Source organism: Novosphingobium sp. BAM6 (assembly GCF_057784955.1).
Window position 1 is genome coordinate 102,464 of record NZ_JBYNTR010000007.1, and the last position, 18,496, is coordinate 120,959.

An 18,496-nucleotide genomic window follows, 5' to 3' on the forward strand; every position below is an offset into this window, starting at 1 on the left:
GCACCGGGAGGAACTGACCGATGGCCCGCAAACAGTCCGACTATCTCGCCAGCCTCCTTGCCGAAGAAGCGACTGCCGCGTCACAGAGCACGACCTCTGCCGATGCTCCCATCGCAAGCGCTCAGGCGAAGTCCGAGGAAGCGTCAGCGCCGGTAACGACGCCACAGGCCGACGCGCCGGCATCCTCCCCTGCCCCGCGCGCGTCCGCGCGTGCCGGTCTGTCCTTGCTCGGCCGCGAGAATGCCCTTGCCCGTGTCGCCAGCGGCGAAGTTCGCCAGGTCACGCAACTGCTGCTCGACCCCGCCCGCGTGCGGGTGTGGGAAGGCAACGCGCGTATCCAGTCGAAGCTTTCGGAAGAAAGCTGCCGCGATCTGATCGATTCCATCCTGGCAGAAGGTGGGCAGCGGGTCGCCGCTGTCGTGCGCCACATCAGTGGCGACCCCGATCATGATTACGAGTTGATCGCGGGTAGTCGACGCCATTTCGCCATTTCCTGGCTTCGCGCGCATTCCTATCCGGACATGCGGTTGCTCGCGCAAGTCGCTGATCTAGATGATGAATCTGCCTTCCGCCTGGCCGATATCGAGAACCGGGCGCGCAAGGATATCTCGGACATCGAGCGCGCGCGCAATTATGCCGATGCGATCCAGCGCCATTACGGCGGCCGCGCCGTGCGTATGGCCGAACGCCTCAAGCTCTCGAAGGGCTGGCTTTCCAAGATGCTGAAAGCCGCGACGATCCCGGAGACGATCCTGGTCGCCTTCGCCGATCTCCATGAATTGACGCTCAACCCCGCCTATCGTCTCGCCCTGGCAATCGACGATCCGGTGCGGGCCAAGGCCATCCGTCGCGAAGCCGATGCCATCGCCGCAGAGAATGCCAAGGCGCTCTCGACCGGCGGATCGGCCCTGCCCGGCTCCGCAGCGCTCGCGCGTCTGATGGCCGCCACCGGCAATACCGGGCGCCCTCGTGAAGCGGGCTTCGCGTTCGACATCAACAATGCGCATGGCCGTCCCATTCTCTCGCTCAAGGCGGTGAACCGGCAAGGCCTCACGCTCCATGTCCCCATGGCGAGCGGAGCCGGCGACGAACAGCTTGCCGAAGCCTTGCGTCAGGTTCTCGCAACTTTGCGCGACAACGGCATCTCGGTCGTCTGATGCATCAGGTCGGGGGCGCATTTCGAGGAAAGTTTCCTGGAGGAAACATCGGCGGTATCTTCTGTGTGAGGGACCGTAAGCGATGAGTCCCGTCCGCGAACCGGCGGCCGCCAGCGAAAAGTTCGATCTGTTTCTCCCGTACGTGGCGGACCTGGCCTTGCGCGACCAGCGCGAGATGATGGAGCGTCCTTTCTTCAGTCTGGCCAAATCGAAACGCGTCAAACCGATCGACTACACCAGCCCGGACGGCGATGTGCACGTTCACGTCTCGGCAAACCCGGATTACGGAATGGCGACCATCTGGGACGCCGACATTCTGATCTACTGCGCCAGCGTATTGGCGGACATGGCCCGGCGCGGTCGCAACGACCTGCCCCGCACCCTGCACATCATGCCCTATGATCTGCTGCGCGCAATCGGCAGGCCCACGACCGGCAGGGCCTACGAACTCCTCGGGCAAGCCCTGGACCGTCTCGTCGCGACCACGATCAAGACCAATATCCGGGCCGATAATCGCCGCGAAGCCACGTTCTCCTGGCTCGATGGCTGGACCCAGCTGGTTGACGAACGGACCGAGCGGTCCCGCGGCATGACGCTGGAACTGTCCAACTGGTTCTGGGAAGGTGTCACCATGAAAGGTGGCGTGCTCTCGATCGACCGCGCCTATTTCGACATCACCGGCGGCCGCGAGCGCTGGCTCTACAGAGTCGCCCGCAAGCACGCCGGCGGCGCTGGCGAAAACGGTTTTGCCATCACCATGCCCGTCCTGTTCGAGAAATCGGGCGCCGAAGGGCAGTACCGGCGCTTCAAGTTCGAGGTGCTCAAGCTGGCCGAAAAGGACGAGCTTCCCGGCTACGCCCTGACGGTCGAAACAGCGCGCGATGGCGAGCCGATGATCCGCATGCGCCGCATCGATGGCAAAGGCGGTGCAGACGGTGTGCTTGAACGCAAGGTCGCTCCATCCGGAACTCCCGCGGGCCCGTCGCGCCTCTCGGGCTCAGCTTCCATTGCGGTGAGTACGACGGGCAAGGCATCGCCGACGGCAAAAGTTTCCCCGAGGAAACCCGGTGCTTCCAGCGATGTTTCGCGCGCGACCCAGCCCTCCCCTTCGACAGCCACCGATGTCGTCGATGCCCGCGCGCTGATCCGTTCGACTGTCGCAGGCCTGTCCGATGCGGCAACGCGCGGTTTCATGACCGACGAAACGATCGATCTGTTGCGCCGAGAGTGCCCGGGTTGGGATCTTCACGCCCTCCACGCCGAATTCGAGCGGTGGATCAACGCCGATGTCGAACGCGTCCCCGCCGATTGGCAGCGGGCATTCATCGGTTGGGTCCGTCGCCACCATGCCCGCAACGGCCACCAACTGCGCGGCTGACAGCCCGGTGCCGGCATCCCGGCCCGGCAGCCTGCCCTTACCCGTCATCGTTGTTACCGGTTCACGAAGGGGGGCGTTTGCGCCCCCCTTCTCTTTTTCGCCGTCTCCGTCTTCCCTCGACGCGCAGTATCCTCGCCTCGGGTCTCCCAGCTTTTTTCATCGTACAGTAGCGACCGCAGTCGCATCTTTGTGCGACATAGGCATCCTCTGTCCGAAGCCCCCCTCCCCGAATGCTTTCTACCGGAGCGATCGGTCATCGCCAGAAAGTGCGCCCTCCGGATCATATGGCGCGGATGGCTTGCAACCCGTCCGCATATTACGGTCCTGTCCCGTGTGACGAGAGGCGCTCCGCTTCAGAAAGCGCTCTATGGAGATCCTGCCTCCCCGATCCGCCGACCTTCCACTTCGGCCACACCAGAACCGAGCCTGACCGCGATCTTCCCGCTCGCTGAGGAACACGCCCCTCATGCGGAACCAATGACCATGCGAATGCCATCAGGAACAGGCCCATCCTGCACTCCCGACACGCATCGCGCCCCACCATCGTGGGAGGGTTGGCTATGGCGATTGTCCGATTCATACGATCCCGGCCCGGTATTGCCGAGCACGCACCATGCAGGAACATCCCTGCCGGTCTACACCCGGCGAGACCATACCCCACCACAGCTCGGGCTTGCCTCTGTCGGGAAGAGTAGCACGCTACGCCTCAGACTGCGGCGCAGCTCTGGGGACGGCTTCGGAACGCCGCTCTGCGTCCTGCGGACAATATCATGCAGGAAGACCGAAGAGGGCAGGGGCCGAACGCGACTATCGGCAAGTGCGAGGCTGGAGACAGGATCAACAGTAGATCCAATATCCGTATCAAAGACACTCTCGACGGATCGCATCAATCATGTCGCGGTCCACTGGTGATGCTGTCGTCAGCCGTTCCCGAAGTGTCGCGTCATACAATGTCATTTTCCAGCGACTGCTTCATCGGTCGCGCAAGTCGCCTCCGATTGAAGCTCCTTCGGGGGTTGCGCATAGAAAGTAATTCAATGGCTGTGGACAACCATGCCCGATTTCGGGGCATCGACACTCCGGGAACGCTTCAAATGCAGGCCTTCGCTCCATCGGGAACGCCTGATCGTCACAACGGGAACAACAGGCTCGACATTCCGGGAACGGAACACCGTCACAACAGGAACGGGCCAGACGAGCGACTCATGGAGTCAGCGCGAGTCACGAAGCAGAGCGGGGCCTCTAACCTTGTAACAATATCTTCTAAAAAGCTTTCTAACCTTCAGAAGTCTCTACGAGGTCATGAAAGGGTGAGGGTGCCCAGCCGAACCGGAATTTGCATCACATCAGGCACCGGTCAGGTCAAAACCCTTCAACACGAGGGCAGATCCAGAGCATTGCTGAGCATCCCTTTCCACACCGCGAATCACTCTCCGCGTTTATCGGAAGGTAAACTTGCAAGCTTACCTTCCGATGTGCATATAGTCCTTCATGACCGACATTCCGACAGAACACCTCGTTGAGGAATTGCTCCGCTCGATTGGCACGCTGCGCCGCCGCCTGCGGGCAGAAACCAATCCCGACGAGCTGACACTTTCCCAGATTTCCTCGCTTATTCGACTGCACAAGCAAGGGCTTGCGACGACCGCCGACCTTGCCAGACTGGAAGGGGTCAAGCCGCAGTCGATGGGTTCTACTCTCGCCAGCCTTGAAAAGCTCGGCCTCGTGATCCGTTCGGCAGATCCCAACGATGCCCGCCAGATGCTTTACGAACTGACTGCCGAGGGCATTGCCGCCCGCGAACAGCAACGACTGCTCAAACGGGCATGGCTAGGTCAGGCGGTGTCCCGGCTGACCGAGGAAGAGAAGGGCGCCCTGGGCATTGCCCTTGATGTGTTCAACCGGATCGCGAAGAGCTGACCATGACCATTGCTCCTTATTCCCGACCGGAAGGCAGTGCCGCTCCCCGCAAGGGGGCGCTGCGCTCGCTCAAGCATTACAACTATCGGTTGTGGGCAGGCGGGGCGCTTGTCTCCAACATCGGCACATGGATGCAACGCACCGCGCAGGACTGGCTGGTGCTCACGCAGCTCACCCATCACGACGCGCGGGCGGTCGGTCTGGTCATGGCCTTGCAGTTTGCCCCGCAGTTGCTGCTGCTGCCGCTTTCGGGTCTTGCCGCCGACCGGATGGACCGGCGCAAGCTGCTGATCTTCACGCAGGCTGCGATGGGCATCCTCTCACTCGCATTGGGGCTGCTCGTCATCTTCGGCGTGGCCCAGTTGTGGCAGGTCTACATTTTCGCGTTCCTGTTCGGATCGGCAGCCGCGCTTGATGCGCCGGCGCGCCAGACCTTCGTGGGCGATCTGGTCGGCGAGGACGATCTGGCGAATGCCGTGGCGCTCAATTCCACCTCGTTCAACGCTGCCCGCATGGTTGGTCCTGCGGCGGCAGGACTGTGTATCGGCGCGGTGGGGACGGGCTGGGCGTTCCTGATCAACGGCATCTCCTTTATCGGCGTGCTGATCTCGCTGCTGTTCATGCGCCGCAGCGAACTGAACGCCGGGGTGCGGGCGCCGCGCAAGAAGGGCGCCTTGCTGGAAGGTTTCCGATACGTCTGGAAGCGCCCTGACCTGCGCGCGATCCTGATCATGCTGTTCCTGATCGGCACGTTCGGTCTGAACTTCCCGATCTTCATCTCGACGATGGCCGTGCAGGTCTTCCACTCGAATGCAGCGGGATATGGCTTGCTGAGTTCTGCCGTGGCGCTGGGAACCGTGACAGGGGCCTTCATGGCGGCACGGCGCGACGAGCCGGGCTTCGGCTATCTGGTGCGAGGATCGGCGCTGTTCGCCTTCGGTTGTACGCTGGCGGCGCTGGCGCCGGACTATTACCTGTTTGCAGGCGCGCTGGTGGTGGTGGGGCTTGCCTCGCTGACGATCACCAACAGCTCCAACACGCTGATGCAGCTATCGAGTGAGCCGGAGATGCGCGGGCGGGTCATGGCGATCCGCGTTGGCGTCGCTCTGGGCGGAACGCCGATCGGGGCGCCGGTCGTGGGGTGGGTTGCCCACACGATGGGCCCGCGCTGGTCGCTGGGCGTGGCGGTGCTGGCGGGTGTGCTCTCGCTGGCGGTGGGCCTGCATTACAAGCATACGCAGGGTCGGGAAGGGAAGGGGGCTGCTTCCACCGCCTGATCTGGCCCGCAGAAGGCCTTCAGAGCGCCAATGCTGCGCAAAAACGAAGGGGAGCCCATGGCTCCCCTTCTTTGCGTCTCACAGGGCGTCCAGAGCCTTTCGCTCGCGCCGGAAGCGGTGGAGCAGAGGTTCGGTATAGCCGTTGGGCTGTTCGACAGCCTCGAATACCAGTGCTCGGGCTGCCTTGAACGCGACCGAGCCTTGCGGATCGGGCGCCATCGGACGGTAGGCGGGATCGCCCGCATTCTGGGCATCGACCTTCGCGGCCATGCGCAGCAGTGCAGCATCGACCTCATCCGCCGAGCACACCCCGTGCAGCAGCCAGTTGCCCAGTGACTGCGCGGAAATGCGAAGGGTCGCGCGGTCCTCCATCAGCCCCACATCGTCGATATCGGGCACCTTGGAACAGCCCACGCCCTGGTCGATCCAGCGCACGACGTAGCCGAGGATGCCTTGCGCGTTGTTATCGAGTTCGCGGGCGATCTGCTCGGGCGCCCAGTTGACGGAACCGGCGAGCGGCACGCGCAGCAGGTCGACAAGCGGGGCGACCGGTTCGGTAGTGCGCTCGGCCTGACGGGCGGCAACATCCAGCGCGTGGTAGTGCGTGGCATGCAGCACGGCGGCGGTGGGGGAGGGCACCCAGGCGGTGCTGGCGCCGCTCTGCGGATGGGCGATCTTCTGCGCCAGCATGTCCGCCATCCGGTCGGGCGCGGCCCACATGCCCTTGCCGATCTGCGCAGCGCCAGAAAAGCCGCAGGCGAGGGCGATCTGCACGTTGCGGTTTTCGTAGGCGGCGATCCAGTCGGTGGCTTTCATCGCGCCCTTGGGCAGCATGGCGCCCGCGCGCATCGAGGTGTGGATCTCGTCGCCCGTGCGGTCGAGGAAGCCGGTGTTCACGAAGACCACGCGGTCCTTCACCGCCGCGATGCAGGCGGCCAGATTGGCGCTGGTGCGGCGTTCCTCGTCCATCACGCCGATCTTCACGGTGTGGCGGGCAAGGCCGAGCATGTCCTCCACCGCATCGAACACATCGTTGGCGAAAGCGACCTCGGCGGGGCCGTGCATCTTGGGTTTGACGATGTAGACCGAGCCCGTCGCGCTGTTGCGCAAGGGGCCTTCGCTCTTGAGGTCATGCAGCGCGATCAGGCTGGTGACAACCGCATCGATCAGCCCTTCGAAGGCTTCCGAGCCATCGGCCATCAGCACCGCAGGCGTGGTCATCAGGTGGCCGACATTGCGCACCAGCAGCAGGCTGCGGCCTTTGAGCGTGAAGGCGCTGCCGTCGAGCCCGGTATAGGTACGGTCCGCTGAGAGGCGGCGCGTCATCTCGCGGCCGTCCTTGGCGAAAGTCGCGACCAGATCGCCCTTCATCAGCCCCAGCCAGTTGGCATAGCTGTCGCGCTTGTCAGGCCCGTCCACCGCCGCGACCGAATCTTCCAGATCGACGATGGTGGAGACCGCCGCTTCCAGCTGGATATCGGCGATATGCGCGGGGTCGGTGGCGCCGATGGGGTGGGCGGGATCGATCACGATCTCGATGTGCAGGCCATGGTGGCGCAGCAGCAGATTGGCGCCGCTGCGTCCGATCAGCGCGGCAGGATCGGCCAGTACCGGATCGCCGCCTGTGAAATCGGCCCACGAACCTTCGGCCAGCGGCACGGCGCTGTCGAGGAAGCGACGCCCCCAGGCGATGACTTCGGCGCCGCGCTGCGGATCGTAGCCCGGACCTTGGGCGTGGCCGGGCAGGGCGTCGGTGCCGTAGAGCGCATCGTAGAGGCTGCCCCAGCGGGCATTCGCGGCGTTGAGCAGGAACCGCGCATTGAGCACCGGCACCACCAGTTGCGCGCCCGCGATCTTCGCCAGTTCGGGATCGACGTTGCGCGGGGCAATGGCGAAGGGTGCGGGCTCCGGCACGAGATAGCCGATCTCGGTGAGGAACGCGTGGTATTCGGCTTCGTCGAGCGGCTTGCCGGTGCGGGCCTCGTGCCAGGCGTCCAGCTTCGCCTGAAGGTCGTCTCGCGTCGCCAGCAGCTCGGCATTGCGCGGGGTGAAGCGCGCGAGCAGGGCGGCAAGGTCGGCCCAGAACGCTTCTGGCGCGATGCCGGTGCCGGGCAGGGCGTCTGCTTCCAGAAAGGCGCAAAGCGCGGCATCGACCGACAGACCGGCGCGGGTTTCGTAAGCTATGGTCATCGCAGCGTTCCTCAGGCCTTGGCAGTCAGGCCTGCGGCGGCGATGGCGGCCAGCGCGCAGATCTCGTCATTGTCCGAGGTATCGCCGCTGACGCCGACCGCGCCGATCGCCAGACCCGCCTCGTCGACCACCAGCACACCGCCCGCCGCCGGGAGGATACCCTGCGGCGCGATGCCACCCAGCGCGGCGACGAAGGAGGGGCGCTCGGCGGCCATTTCGGCGACCTTGCGCGAGGAGGTGCCCATGGCCAGCGCCGTCGCCGCCTTGCCCGAGGCGACCTGCGGGCGCAGCAGTGGAGAGCCGTCCTCGCGCGCGAAGGCGATCAGGCTGGCGCCATGGTCCAGCACCGCGACAGTGATGGGCTTCAGCTCCATCTCGCGGGCTTTCAGCAGGACTTCGGCAACGATGGTCTGGGCCTGAAGGAGGGAAATCGGCATCTCTGGGCTCCGGTATCTTGTTCTAGAGCGATTTCCGATCCGGTTGCACCGGATCAATCGCTCCAAGTTTCTGGGTTGTCGCATTTTCCGAGTCATCAGGCGATTTCGCCTGATTGGAAAATGCTTTAAACAATTGTGAGAAAGTAGAAAAAAGGCGGGCACCGCATCATGGCGGGCCCGCCCGAGTGAGGGAAGCGGAAAGGAAAGGCGGCCTGACCTCAGTAGGTCTTGCCGCGCTTTTCCAGAATGGCCTTGGTGGTGGTGTGGGTGTTCTTCGGCGTCGGCGTCGGCATCTGCTGCACGCGGCGCACGTTGAGGCCGTGACCCATCGCGTCGGTGCAAAGTTCGCCGTCGCGCATCACGAAGCGCCCGCGCACCAAGGTATGGATCGGCGCGCCGGTGGTCTCGAAGCCCTGGAACGGCGTGGACGAGCCCTTCGACTTCAGCTCGGCGGAATCCACCGTGATCGTCTTGGTCGGGTCGATCACCACGATATCGGCGTCTGAGCCCGGCAGCAGCGCACCCTTGCGCGGATAGAGCCCGAAGGCCTTGGCAGGGGCGAGCGAGGTCATGCGCACGTACTGGGTCAGCGTCATGCGGCCATTGGCGACTTGCGTCAGCATCAGCGGCATCTGCGTCTGCACGCCGGTAAAGCCGCAGTCGGCGCGCCAGATGTCCTCGTTGTGCTTTTCGGCATGGCTGTGCGGAGCGTGATCGGTGGCGATCATGTCGATGGTGCCGTCGGCAACGCCCTGCCACAGCTGGTCCTGATGGGTCTTTTCGCGCACCGGCGGATTGACGCGGATCAGCGAGCCCTTCTCGGTATAGGCATGCTCGTCCAGCAGCAGGTAGTGCGGGCAGGTCTCTGCGGTGATGTCCACGCCGCGCGCCTTGGCCTCGCGCAGCGGGCGCAGTTCGTCGCCCGAGGAGACGTGCAGCACGTGGATGCGCGCGCCGGTCCATTCCGCCAGGATCGCCGCGCGGGCGACCGCTTCGACCGCGACCACAGGAGGCCGTGCATCGAGGTGGGCGAGGGGATCGCAGCAGTCGTTCTCGCGCAGGATCTTCGAGCGGCGCGCCATGATCGAGGCGTTCTCGGCGTGCAGCGCCACGCGGTAGCCGTGCTTGGCGACGATCTCGAACCCTTCGAGGATCGCGCCGCTGGGCGGCGAGGGCAGGTTGCCGAAGGTATTGCCCATGAAGCACTTGAACCCGGCGACACCGCCTTCGATCAGCGCTTCCAGCTGGTCGAGATTGTCCTCGCCCAGCAGGCCGTAGATGCCGAAATCGACATAGGCCTTTTTCGCCGATTCCAGCTTCATGTTGAGCGCATCGACCGTGCCGGTGGGCGGGTTGGTGTTGGGCATCTCGAACACCGTCGTCACACCGCCCATGGCCGCGCTGGCGGTGCCGGTCTCCCAGGTTTCCTTGTGGGTATAGCCCGGATCGCGGAAGTGGACGTGGGCGTCGATGGCACCGGGCAGCACGTACTTGCCGGTGGCGTCGACCACCTCGTCCGCCTCGGGCATGGCTTCGGCCGCGCCGATCGAGAGGATCGCGCCGTCCTTGATGGCGATCGAGGCTGCGAACATGGCGCTGTCGGTGACGAGCGTGGCGCCGTTGATGACGATGTCGGCTTTCATGGTTCTTTCCGTCAAGAATTCAAAGGTTCAGAAGGTTTCAGAGCGCCGCCCAGCCACCGTCGACCGGTAGGTCTACCCCGGTGATCTGGCGCGAGACGTCGGAGGCGAGGAACAGGCAGGCGGATGCCACGTCCTGCGCGGTGGAGATGCGGCGCAGCGCATATTCCTCGGCATGTTCGGCGATCACCTCGTCCTCGGTCATCCCGCGTGCGGCGGCCATGCCGGGCATGACCTTGGTGCGAAAGCGCGGCCCGTCCACCATGCCGGGGGCAACGATGTTGACGTTGACATTGTACGGCCCCGCCTCGATCGCGGTGGACTTGGTGATGCCGCGAAGGCCCCACTTGGAGGCCGAATAGGCCATGCGCCCGGCGCGCCCGCGCATCCCGAAGGTGCCGCCGACGTTGACGATCTTACCATAGCGTCGCCCGGTCATGCCCGGCAGAACCGCGCGCATCATCAGGAAGCAGCCGCCCATGTTGAGCTGGACGATCTCGTCGAAACCTTCCGGGCTGGTCTCCCACGCGGTCGCGCCGACAGGGCCGGTGCCGCCCGCGACGTTCACCAGCACATCGACACGCCCGAAGGTGGACTCGGCCGTGGCGACGGCGGCCTCGCAATCGGCAGGCACGGTCACATCGCAGCGCACGACGAGAGCTTCGGTCAAAGACGAAAGATCCGCTTTCAGACTATCGAGCGCATTGGTATCGCGCCCGATCAGCACGAGTTTCGCCCCTTCTTCGGAGAAACTCTGGCAAATGGCCGGTCCCATGCCCTTTCCAGCGCCGGTAACAATGACAACTTTGTCTTTAAGGTCGAGATTCATCTATCCACCATGGCAAAATGCATTGTCCGAAAAGGTCTCTCATCGAAAATAATGCTGTTGATTATTTATTATTCGTAAAATATAGACTGACTGAAGGCATTTCATATCTGTCCGTTCACACGGCTTTGATAAAGGATGTGCCGTTGCCGAAGTGATGCTAAACCTCCGGCGCGGTGTAGCCTAAATGTGAACGGAGCAGCCCCATGGCGCTACGCAACCAGCGTATCTGGCAGTATATCGACGAAGTCGCCCGCGTGGGCTCGGTGCGGCAGGCGGCAGAGCGCCTCAACGTCACGCCCTCGGCCCTGCTGCGCCGTATTCAGGACGTGGAGCACGACCTGAAAGCGATGATCTTCGAGCGGCACACCTCGGGCGTGCGGCTGACGGCGGCGGGCGAAGTGCTGATCGGCTGGATCCGCTTGCAGGGTGCCGAACTGCGCCGCGTCTATTCCCAGATCGAGGAACTGGAAGGGCTCCAGCGCGGCGAAGTACGGATCGCGTGCAGCCAGGCGGTGGCGCGCAGCTTCGTGCTGCGCCACGTCTCGGACTTCCGCAAGAAGCATCCCAACGTGAAGTTCAAGGTCACGGTGACGGACCACAACACGGCGGTACGCGCGCTGATGGAGTACGAGATGGACCTCGTGCTGATCTTCCGCCCGCTGCGCTCGTCCGAACTGCACCCGATCATGTCGATCGGGCAGGGGCTGGTGGCGGTGATGGCGGCGGACCATCCGCTCGCCGAAAAGGACGTGCTGCGCCTGCGCGAATGCGCGCACTACGAAGTGGCGATGCCCGACATGGCCTTCGGCGGGCGCGAGATCGTCGAGAACCGGCTGCTCTCCGCCTCGGCCAAGCTGAATGTCGCGGTGGAGGCCAACAGCTTCGATTTCCTGGGCGAGCTGGTGGCGACGAGCGATCTCATCACCTTCCAGATCGACATCGGCGCCGATGTATGGCGCAACGACCCGCGCTTTGCAGTGCGCCGCATCAGCGATATCGACCGTACGTATGGTCCGCTGGTACTCGGCCAGTTGAAGGGCCGCCCGCTGCCGCTGGTCGCCGCCAAGTTCGCCGAGCAGATGTCGCGCGATCTCAACGAATGCCGCTCGCTGCCGACGATCCCGGGGGCAGACATCTACGATCCCGATTCAGAAGAGGACGACGCCGATCTCGAACACGAGGTGGGTATCGAGCCGGAGGTCGGGCTAGAGGGGTGAGGGGGCGGTGCTGTTCTCGGGGGGATAGGAGAACCAGTCGTTGAAACCTCTTTTCCTGTCATAATAGCCGCTGCCTCGCAGCCGATGCCCGCCACAGGTATCCGGCTCGGCGGCATGGGGGATCAGCGCCGTCGCCGTGACCACGCAACGCGTTTGCGTGCAGGTGATCCGGGTCGTGCCCAGTAAGCCTGCATCATTTTCCACCGAGTGGACAACGGTCGTGGAGCTGCCGGCCGTATCCGGTGCCAGTTTGCCGTGAGGGGCGCAGGCTTTTAAGATATCGAGAATTTGCGCGCGGGCCGCAGGACCATCCTGCGCGGCATTCGCCACTTTTCCCATGGCCACGCTCGGCATGTAGGGCGGCGTGCCATACAAAAAGACGAAGGCGATCGCCGTGACCGGTGCAATCAGGCTTCCCAGAACCAGTTTTGCGGCGTTGTCCATGGCCCCGTTTACTGTTCGAGGCGCTAATGAAAAGTGACCGCCCGGCAATAGGCCAGTTCCGGGACAACAGGATTTGTGCTGTGCTCAGGCGTCGCAGCTGTTCCGATGGACCGGACCTTCCTGCCTCTCCCCGCCGCAGGCAAACGGGGAGAGGACGCCGCGTTTGCCTACTCCGCAAACCCATAGTCGCGCTTCGCGGCCTGTGCGCTGACCATGCCTTCGGCGATGTCGTGGGCGATCTTGCCGGGCGCGCGGGTGGCGGGATCGCCGAGGCCTGCGCCGCCGGGGATTTCCAGCACCAGACGCTCGCCCGCCGGGATCGCCTGAAGCCCCTTGGCGCGCATCGGCTTGCCGCCCGAGGTGGTGACGACGCCCGCCGCGCCGTCATGCCCGCCGTCGCGGCCCTTGGCGGGGCGCTCGACCCGTTCGAACATCGCCAGAACCTCGAAGCCCGAACCGTCGCGCATGGCGACTTCGACCGTCTGGCCAAGGCCGCCGCGTCGCTCGCCCGCGCCACCGCTGTCGGTGCGCAGTTCCTTGCGCCAGATGACGATCGGCGCGGCGCTTTCGGTCACTTCCACCGGCATGGCGCGCACGCCGCTGGGGAAGGCGGTGCCCGAAAGGCCGTCCTGCTCGGGCCGGGCGCCCGATCCGCCCGAATTGAAGAAGATCGCGTCGAACGGATCGCCCGCCTGACCGTTGCCCCTGGCGGGAAGGTTGCCGCGCAGCTGGACCGACCACAGGCACGAGGAGCCTTCCGCCGGAACCCGGTCCGGTATCGCCTGCGAGAGGCAGCCGAACACCACGTCGGGCAGCATCTGGCCGATGACATGGCGCGCGGCGACCGGCCAGGGGCGCTGGACGTTGAGGATCGAGCCCTCGGGTGCGGTCACGACGAAGGGATCGAGCGCGCCGAAGTTGTTGGGAACTTCGGGCGAGATCACGCAGCGCAGACCGAACACGGTATAGGCGCGGCAGTAGTTGAGCACCACGTTGATGCCGCGCGGCAGGCACGGATCGGTGCCCTCGTAGTCCATCGTCAGCGTATCGCCGGCGATGGTCAGCGTGCCGACGATCGTCACCGGCTTGTCGTAGCCGTCGATCACGAGCGTACTGGTCCACTGGCCATCGGGCAGCCTGGCGATTTCCGCCTTCGTTGCGGCGAGCGACTGGGCGACGATGTAGTCCGCCACCCCCTGAAGATCGGCCATCGCGAATTCGCCGAGCATCGCCGAGAGGCGCCGCGCGGCGGCCTCGTTGCTGGTGATGTAGGAGAGCACGTCGCCCTTCACCTGCATCGGCATGCGCACGTTCTGGCACAGGATATCGATCAGATCCTGATTGAGCCTGCCGCCATTGGCCAGCTTCATCAGCGGAATCTGCAGGCCTTCCTCGTAGATCGAGCGCCCGTCCGGCCCCTGACCCAGCCCGCCGATATCGACCTGATGGCAGCACACGCCGAACAGGCCGACAACCTTGCCGTCGTGGAACGCGGGCGAGACGACGGTGACGTCGTGCAGGTGCCCGGCGGTCAGCCAGGGGTCGTTGGTGATGAAGTGGTCGCCCTGCTTCATCGTCCCGACCGGGAACTTGTTCAGGAAGTGGCGCACGCCCTCGGCCATCGAGTTGACGTGGCCCGGCGTGCCGGTGACGGCTTCGGCCACCAGACGGCCCTCAAGGTCGAACAGCGCGGCGGAAAGGTCGCCCGCATCGCGCACGGTGGTGGAGAAGGCGGTGCGCATCAGCGTCTGCGCCTGTTCCTCGACGATCGAGATCAGCCGGGTCCAGATCACCTGCATGCGCAGCTGGGTGAGCGCGTCGGAAGAAGAGGTCATGCCGGGGCTCCTGCTGCGCGGCGGGTAAGGACCAGATAGCCGCGCTCGTCCATGCGGCCATCGAAACGGGGGGAGACGACCGTGGTGGTCTCGCGCTCGGCGACGAGGGCGGGGCCACAGAAGCGCTCGCCGGGCTGCATCGCCTCGCGGGCATAGAGCGCGAAATCCATCGCCTCGCCCGTGGCCGGATCGACCACGCGGCGCGAGCCGACCGGGGTGGCGGTGCTCTCGGGTGCGGTGGCGGCGCCGTCCAGTGTCGAGGCGAAGCCGCCGGCGCTGACGGTGACGCGCCAGGTCAGCATCTCGATCGGCAGGTCCAGCGTCATGCCGCCATATTGCGCGCGATAGGCGTTCTCGAAGCCTTCGCGCAGCACCGCCACATCCTCGGCGGTGAGGGTGCGGGCCGGGAACTCGAAGGGAATTTCGTAGCCCTGCCCCTGATAGCGGGCGAGGCAGACGCGCTTTTCGGTCTGCGCGGCGCCCGGCGCGCCGGTGGAGACAAGAGCGCGGGCTTCACCCGCCATGTCGCCCAGCAGGGCGTTGAGGCGGGCGATGTCGGCCTCGTCGAGGTGCATCGTCAGGCTGCGGGCGACCTCATAGGAGACCGGTGCGCGCAGGAAGCCGACAGCGGAGCCGACACCTGCGCCCGAAGGCACGATCACCCGGCTGATGCCCAGCTTCTCGGCAAAGCTCACTGCGTGGAGCGGGGCGGCACCGCCAAAGGCGATCAGCGCGCGCTCGTCGAGCGTCATGCCCTGTTCCACGGCATGGACGCGCGCGGCGCTGGCCATCGTCTCGTCGACGATCTCGCTGACGCCGACCGCCAGAGTGGTCGCCTGCCCGTCCCACAGGCCAAGGCCCGCGAGCGCGGCGTCGGACTTTTCGGGCGAGAGCGTGACCTTGCCCCCGGCAAAGCGCGAAGGGTCGATCCGGCCGAGCGCGATATCGGCATCGGTCACGGTCGGGCGGGTGCCGCCGCGACCGTAGGCGGCGGGGCCGGGCTCCGAGCCTGCGCTGTGCGGACCGACCGCAAGGCGTCCGGCGCTGTCTACCGAAGCGATCGAGCCGCCGCCCGCGCCGATCTCCACCATCTCGACGACGGGGATGCGCAAGGGCAGGCCGCTGCCCTTGCGGAAGCGGTGGGCGCGGCCGACCTCGAAGACCTGCGAGGTCTGCGGCGCGCCGTCGTTGATAAGGCAGATCTTGGCGGTGGTGCCGCCGACGTCGAGCGCCAGCACGCGATCCTCGCCGCATTCGCTGGCGACGGACGCTGCAAAGATCGCGCCGCCCGCAGGGCCGCTCTCGACCAGGCGCACCGGGAAGCGCGCGGCGGTATCGACCGTGGTGAGCCCACCCGAGGACAGCATCAGGTAGAGCGGGCAGGTGAAGCCCATCTCGGTCAGCCGCCCTTCCAGGCGGCGCAGGTAGGCATCGACCAGCGGCTGGACATAGGCATTGGCGGCGGTGGTCGAAAAACGCTCGTACTCGCGCATTTCAGGCGAGACTTCGCACGACAGCGAAATCGCGACGCCGGGCATTTCCTCGCGCAGGATCGCGGCGGCGCGACGTTCGTGATCGCCGTTGACGTAGCTGTGCAGGAAGGCGACCGCAACGCTCTCCACGCCCTCGGCGCGAAAGGTTGCGGCGGCGGCGCGCACGGCGTCTTCGTCCAGCGGTAGCAGCACGTTACCCAGCGCATCGAGCCGTTCGGGCACGCCCAGACGCAGGCGGCGCGGCACCAGCGCCTCGGGCTTTTCCATGCCGATGTCGTACTGATCGAAGCGGCTTTCGGTGCCGAGCGCCAGCGCATCGCGGAAGCCCTCGGTGGTGAGCATCGCCAGCGTCACCCCGCGCCGCTCGATCAGCGCATTGGTGGCGAGCGTCGTGCCGTGGACCACCAGCGAGACCTCGGCAGGGGTGATCCCCGCCTCGTCCAGCAGCAGCGTCACCCCGTCGAGCAGCGCGCGTTCGGGGGCATCGTAAGTGGTCAGCAGCTTGGTCGAATGACGGCGATCGCCGATTTCCAGAACGACGTCGGTGAAGGTGCCGCCGATGTCGGCGCCGATTTTTGCGGAAGGCTTCATGTCAGGAATAGGCTTCATGCGGGTTCTTCGAGAGCTGGCTGTAGAAGCGCGAGAGGTGATCGGCCACGCGCACGGGTTCGTAGCGCGGAGCCTCGCCGTTCAGCAGTTCGGGCAGCGGGGCGACGGTGACGTCGCGGTCGGGATTGGCGAAATAGGGCACCGAGAAGCGCTCTACGTCGGTGCGGTTGCGCACGCGGTGGTAGTTCGAGATGAACCGACCGTTCGACCACCACATCATCATGTCGCCCACGTTGATCGTGAAGGCGCCCTTGACCGGCGGGGCCTGGATCCACGCGCCGTCGCGGCGTTTGACCTCCAGCCCGCCGACCGCGCCTTGCGCGAGGATCGTGAACGGCCCTTCGTCGGTGTGAGAGATCATGTTCGAAACGTCGCTCTCGGCCTCCAGCGGCAGCACCGGGTAATAGTTCACCGAGAGCTGCGAGGGCGGCTGGCGGAAGGTATCGTCGAAGCGGTTCTCGTCGAGCCCGAGGCCGAGCGCGAAGGCGCGCAGCAGTTCGCGGCCCAGCCCCAGCATGGCGGCAAGGTACGCCTCGCCCGCATCCTTGAAGGCGGGAAGCCCCTCGGGCCAGCGGTTGACCTGATCGAAGATGCGCGCGTGCTGCATGTCCTTCGCATCCGGCCCCCATTCATGCTGCAGGCGATACTGCTCGAACATGCGGGTGTTGCGCGACATCGGCTGGCGTTCGGGCATCGGGATATAGCCGCGATACCATTCGGGCGTCGCATTGGCTTTCGCGCGCTCGGCGTCGGGTAGCGCGAAGAATTCGGCGGCGGTGGAGAAGATCGCATCGACCACCGCCTGCGGCACGCCATGGCCGGTCAGGTAGAAGAAGCCGATCTCCTCGCAGGCGTGAGCGATTTCGTCGGCCACGGCCTGTCGCGCGGCGGCATCGCCTGCCAGAAAGGGTGCGAAGTCGATGACGGGGACTTCCTCCAGCGAGACGACGGCGGCTGCCGCAATATCGTCCTCGCTTCTTTCGCTACGGCTCATGTCTGCCCAACTCCTGTGTTCCTTGCGCGGCGCTTCCCTTGTCGGCGGTGAGGCCGGAGCGGCTCGCGATATGTGCGTCGCAACGCGGATAATTCGTCCCGTGAACTGTTTAGGGCAACACAAAGCATGCCCGCTGTGCTTTTTAGTGACGGGTCCGTCGCCTAATCATCACCTTGGCGATTGCGCGCGATGCGCTACCACCCGTGACCTGTAGAGACTTGAACCCCGCAGCGGATGTCGCATCGATGAATGAACCCGGAAATTCCCGCCACCTCGCTGGCTCCCCCCTTGCCGGCTCACACGCGCTCGTCACCGGGGGGACGCGCGGGCTGGGACTGGGCCTCGCCCGCGCGCTGGCGCAGGCAGGCGCCGCCGTCTCGCTGGTGGGGCGCGATGGGGCGACCGGCGCGGCGGCGGTCGAGACGCTTGCGGCCGAGGGTTTGACGGTTCGATCCTACGCGGCGGATGTTGCCGATGCCGCTGGCCTGAAAGCCGCCGTAGAGGCTGCCGAAGCGGCTTCCGGTCCGGTCGAGGTGCTGGTCTGCACCGCAGGCGTCGGCGCGCCGCGCCGCCCGGTGTGGGAAGCGACGGCTGAGGACTATCGCGGCTGCTTCGACATCAATGTGCTCGGCGTCGTCAACGCGATGGCGGCCGCGATGCCGGGGATGGTTGCGCGCGGAAGCGGGCGGGTCGTCGCCATCGGCGGCACGTATGGTCACAAGGGCGTTGCGGGCTTCTCGCTCTATGCCGCCTCGAAGTGGGCGCTGCGCGGGCTGGTGAAATCCGCAGCGCTCGACGGTGCGCCCTACGGCGTGCGCGTCAACATGATTTCGCCCGGCGGGGTCGAGGGTGAGCGCATCCATCGCCTGTTCCGCGAAAGCGCCGCGCGCAATGGCGAGCCCGAAGGCGCGCCGCTCGAACGCTTTCTCGCCACCACCGCGCTGGGGCGTCTCGTCACCGAGGAAGACATTGTCGCCGCGCTGCTGCATCTCGTCGGGCCCGGTGGGCGCATGATTACCGGGCAGGACATCGTCGTCGATGCCGGCACCGTTGTTTAACCGGCACGTCGTTTAAGG

Annotated in this window: 14 protein-coding genes; 6 read left to right on the plus strand and 8 right to left on the minus strand. The window is 65.4% G+C overall.

The annotated features are described in order from the left end of the window. Nucleotides 1-20 precede the first annotated feature (20 nt). The 4 genes from AC3EC3_RS16255 to AC3EC3_RS16270 all read left to right on the plus strand — a co-directional run bounded on the left by AC3EC3_RS16255 (nt 21) and on the right by AC3EC3_RS16270 (nt 5,732). Entirely contained in the window at nt 21-1,157 is a 1,137-nt protein-coding gene (locus tag AC3EC3_RS16255) for a ParB/RepB/Spo0J family partition protein (RefSeq protein ID WP_488490648.1), read from the plus strand. Nucleotides 1,158-1,239: 82 nt separating this feature from the next. Then, nucleotides 1,240-2,535 carry a replication initiator protein A gene (locus AC3EC3_RS16260; protein ID WP_488490649.1) on the plus strand — a complete coding sequence of 432 codons (1,296 nt, stop codon included), beginning with the start codon at nt 1,240-1,242 and terminating at the stop codon, nt 2,533-2,535. Nucleotides 2,536-4,026: 1,491 nt separating this feature from the next. Beyond that, nucleotides 4,027-4,455, plus strand: coding sequence for a MarR family winged helix-turn-helix transcriptional regulator (locus AC3EC3_RS16265; RefSeq protein WP_488490650.1), 429 nt, complete (start codon nt 4,027-4,029; stop codon nt 4,453-4,455). Nucleotides 4,456-4,457: 2 nt separating this feature from the next. Beyond that, on the plus strand, nt 4,458-5,732 hold the full coding sequence (locus AC3EC3_RS16270) for an MFS transporter (protein ID WP_488490651.1): 1,275 nt from the start codon (nt 4,458-4,460) through the stop codon (nt 5,730-5,732). A gap of 78 nt (nt 5,733-5,810) precedes the next feature. On the opposite strand, the gene AC3EC3_RS16275 is transcribed toward AC3EC3_RS16270, so the two are convergent. The 4 genes from AC3EC3_RS16275 to AC3EC3_RS16290 all read right to left on the minus strand — a co-directional run bounded on the left by AC3EC3_RS16275 (nt 5,811) and on the right by AC3EC3_RS16290 (nt 10,828). Next, nucleotides 5,811-7,922, minus strand: coding sequence for a malate synthase G (locus AC3EC3_RS16275; protein WP_488490652.1), 2,112 nt, complete (start codon nt 7,920-7,922; stop codon nt 5,811-5,813). Between the two features lie 11 nt (nt 7,923-7,933). Further along, nucleotides 7,934-8,359: a GlcG/HbpS family heme-binding protein gene (locus AC3EC3_RS16280; protein ID WP_488490653.1), complete on the minus strand. Its 426-nt coding sequence runs from the start codon at nt 8,357-8,359 to the stop codon at nt 7,934-7,936. 218 nt (nt 8,360-8,577) lie between these two features. Further along, nucleotides 8,578-10,002 (minus strand): allantoinase AllB, encoded by a 1,425-nt coding sequence (gene allB / locus AC3EC3_RS16285; protein WP_488490654.1) that lies wholly within the window; start codon nt 10,000-10,002, stop codon nt 8,578-8,580. Between the two features lie 37 nt (nt 10,003-10,039). Then, the gene (locus AC3EC3_RS16290) at nt 10,040-10,828 is read right to left on the minus strand and encodes an SDR family NAD(P)-dependent oxidoreductase (protein WP_488490655.1); all 789 of its coding nucleotides are present in this window, start codon (nt 10,826-10,828) and stop codon (nt 10,040-10,042) included. Nucleotides 10,829-11,031: 203 nt separating this feature from the next. Here AC3EC3_RS16290 and AC3EC3_RS16295 point away from each other — a divergent pair, with 203 nt between their 5' ends. Further along, entirely contained in the window at nt 11,032-12,045 is a 1,014-nt protein-coding gene (locus tag AC3EC3_RS16295) for a LysR family transcriptional regulator (protein WP_488490656.1), read from the plus strand. Here AC3EC3_RS16295 and AC3EC3_RS16300 read toward each other — a convergent pair. The 4 genes from AC3EC3_RS16300 to AC3EC3_RS16315 form a co-directional block, all read right to left on the minus strand. Continuing rightward, the gene (locus tag AC3EC3_RS16300; protein ID WP_488490657.1) at nt 12,034-12,489 is read right to left on the minus strand and encodes a hypothetical protein; all 456 of its coding nucleotides are present in this window, start codon (nt 12,487-12,489) and stop codon (nt 12,034-12,036) included. The two genes, AC3EC3_RS16295 and AC3EC3_RS16300, sit on opposite strands and share 12 nt — an antisense overlap. 167 nt (nt 12,490-12,656) lie before the next feature. Further along, nucleotides 12,657-14,324: a hydantoinase B/oxoprolinase family protein gene (locus AC3EC3_RS16305; protein WP_488490658.1), complete on the minus strand. Its 1,668-nt coding sequence runs from the start codon at nt 14,322-14,324 to the stop codon at nt 12,657-12,659. Continuing rightward, complete coding sequence (locus AC3EC3_RS16310) at nt 14,321-16,426, minus strand: hydantoinase/oxoprolinase family protein (RefSeq protein WP_488490659.1); 2,106 nt, start codon at nt 16,424-16,426, stop codon at nt 14,321-14,323. Before AC3EC3_RS16310 ends, AC3EC3_RS16305 begins: the two co-directional genes overlap by 4 nt. Further along, nucleotides 16,410-17,420 carry an isopenicillin N synthase family dioxygenase gene (locus AC3EC3_RS16315; RefSeq protein WP_488490660.1) on the minus strand — a complete coding sequence of 337 codons (1,011 nt, stop codon included), beginning with the start codon at nt 17,418-17,420 and terminating at the stop codon, nt 16,410-16,412. The genes AC3EC3_RS16310 and AC3EC3_RS16315 overlap by 17 nt, the downstream gene beginning before the upstream one ends. A gap of 245 nt (nt 17,421-17,665) precedes the next feature. Between AC3EC3_RS16315 and AC3EC3_RS16320 the strand changes: the two genes are divergently transcribed. Next, entirely contained in the window at nt 17,666-18,478 is an 813-nt protein-coding gene (locus AC3EC3_RS16320; protein WP_488490661.1) for an SDR family NAD(P)-dependent oxidoreductase, read from the plus strand. Nucleotides 18,479-18,496 lie beyond the last annotated feature (18 nt).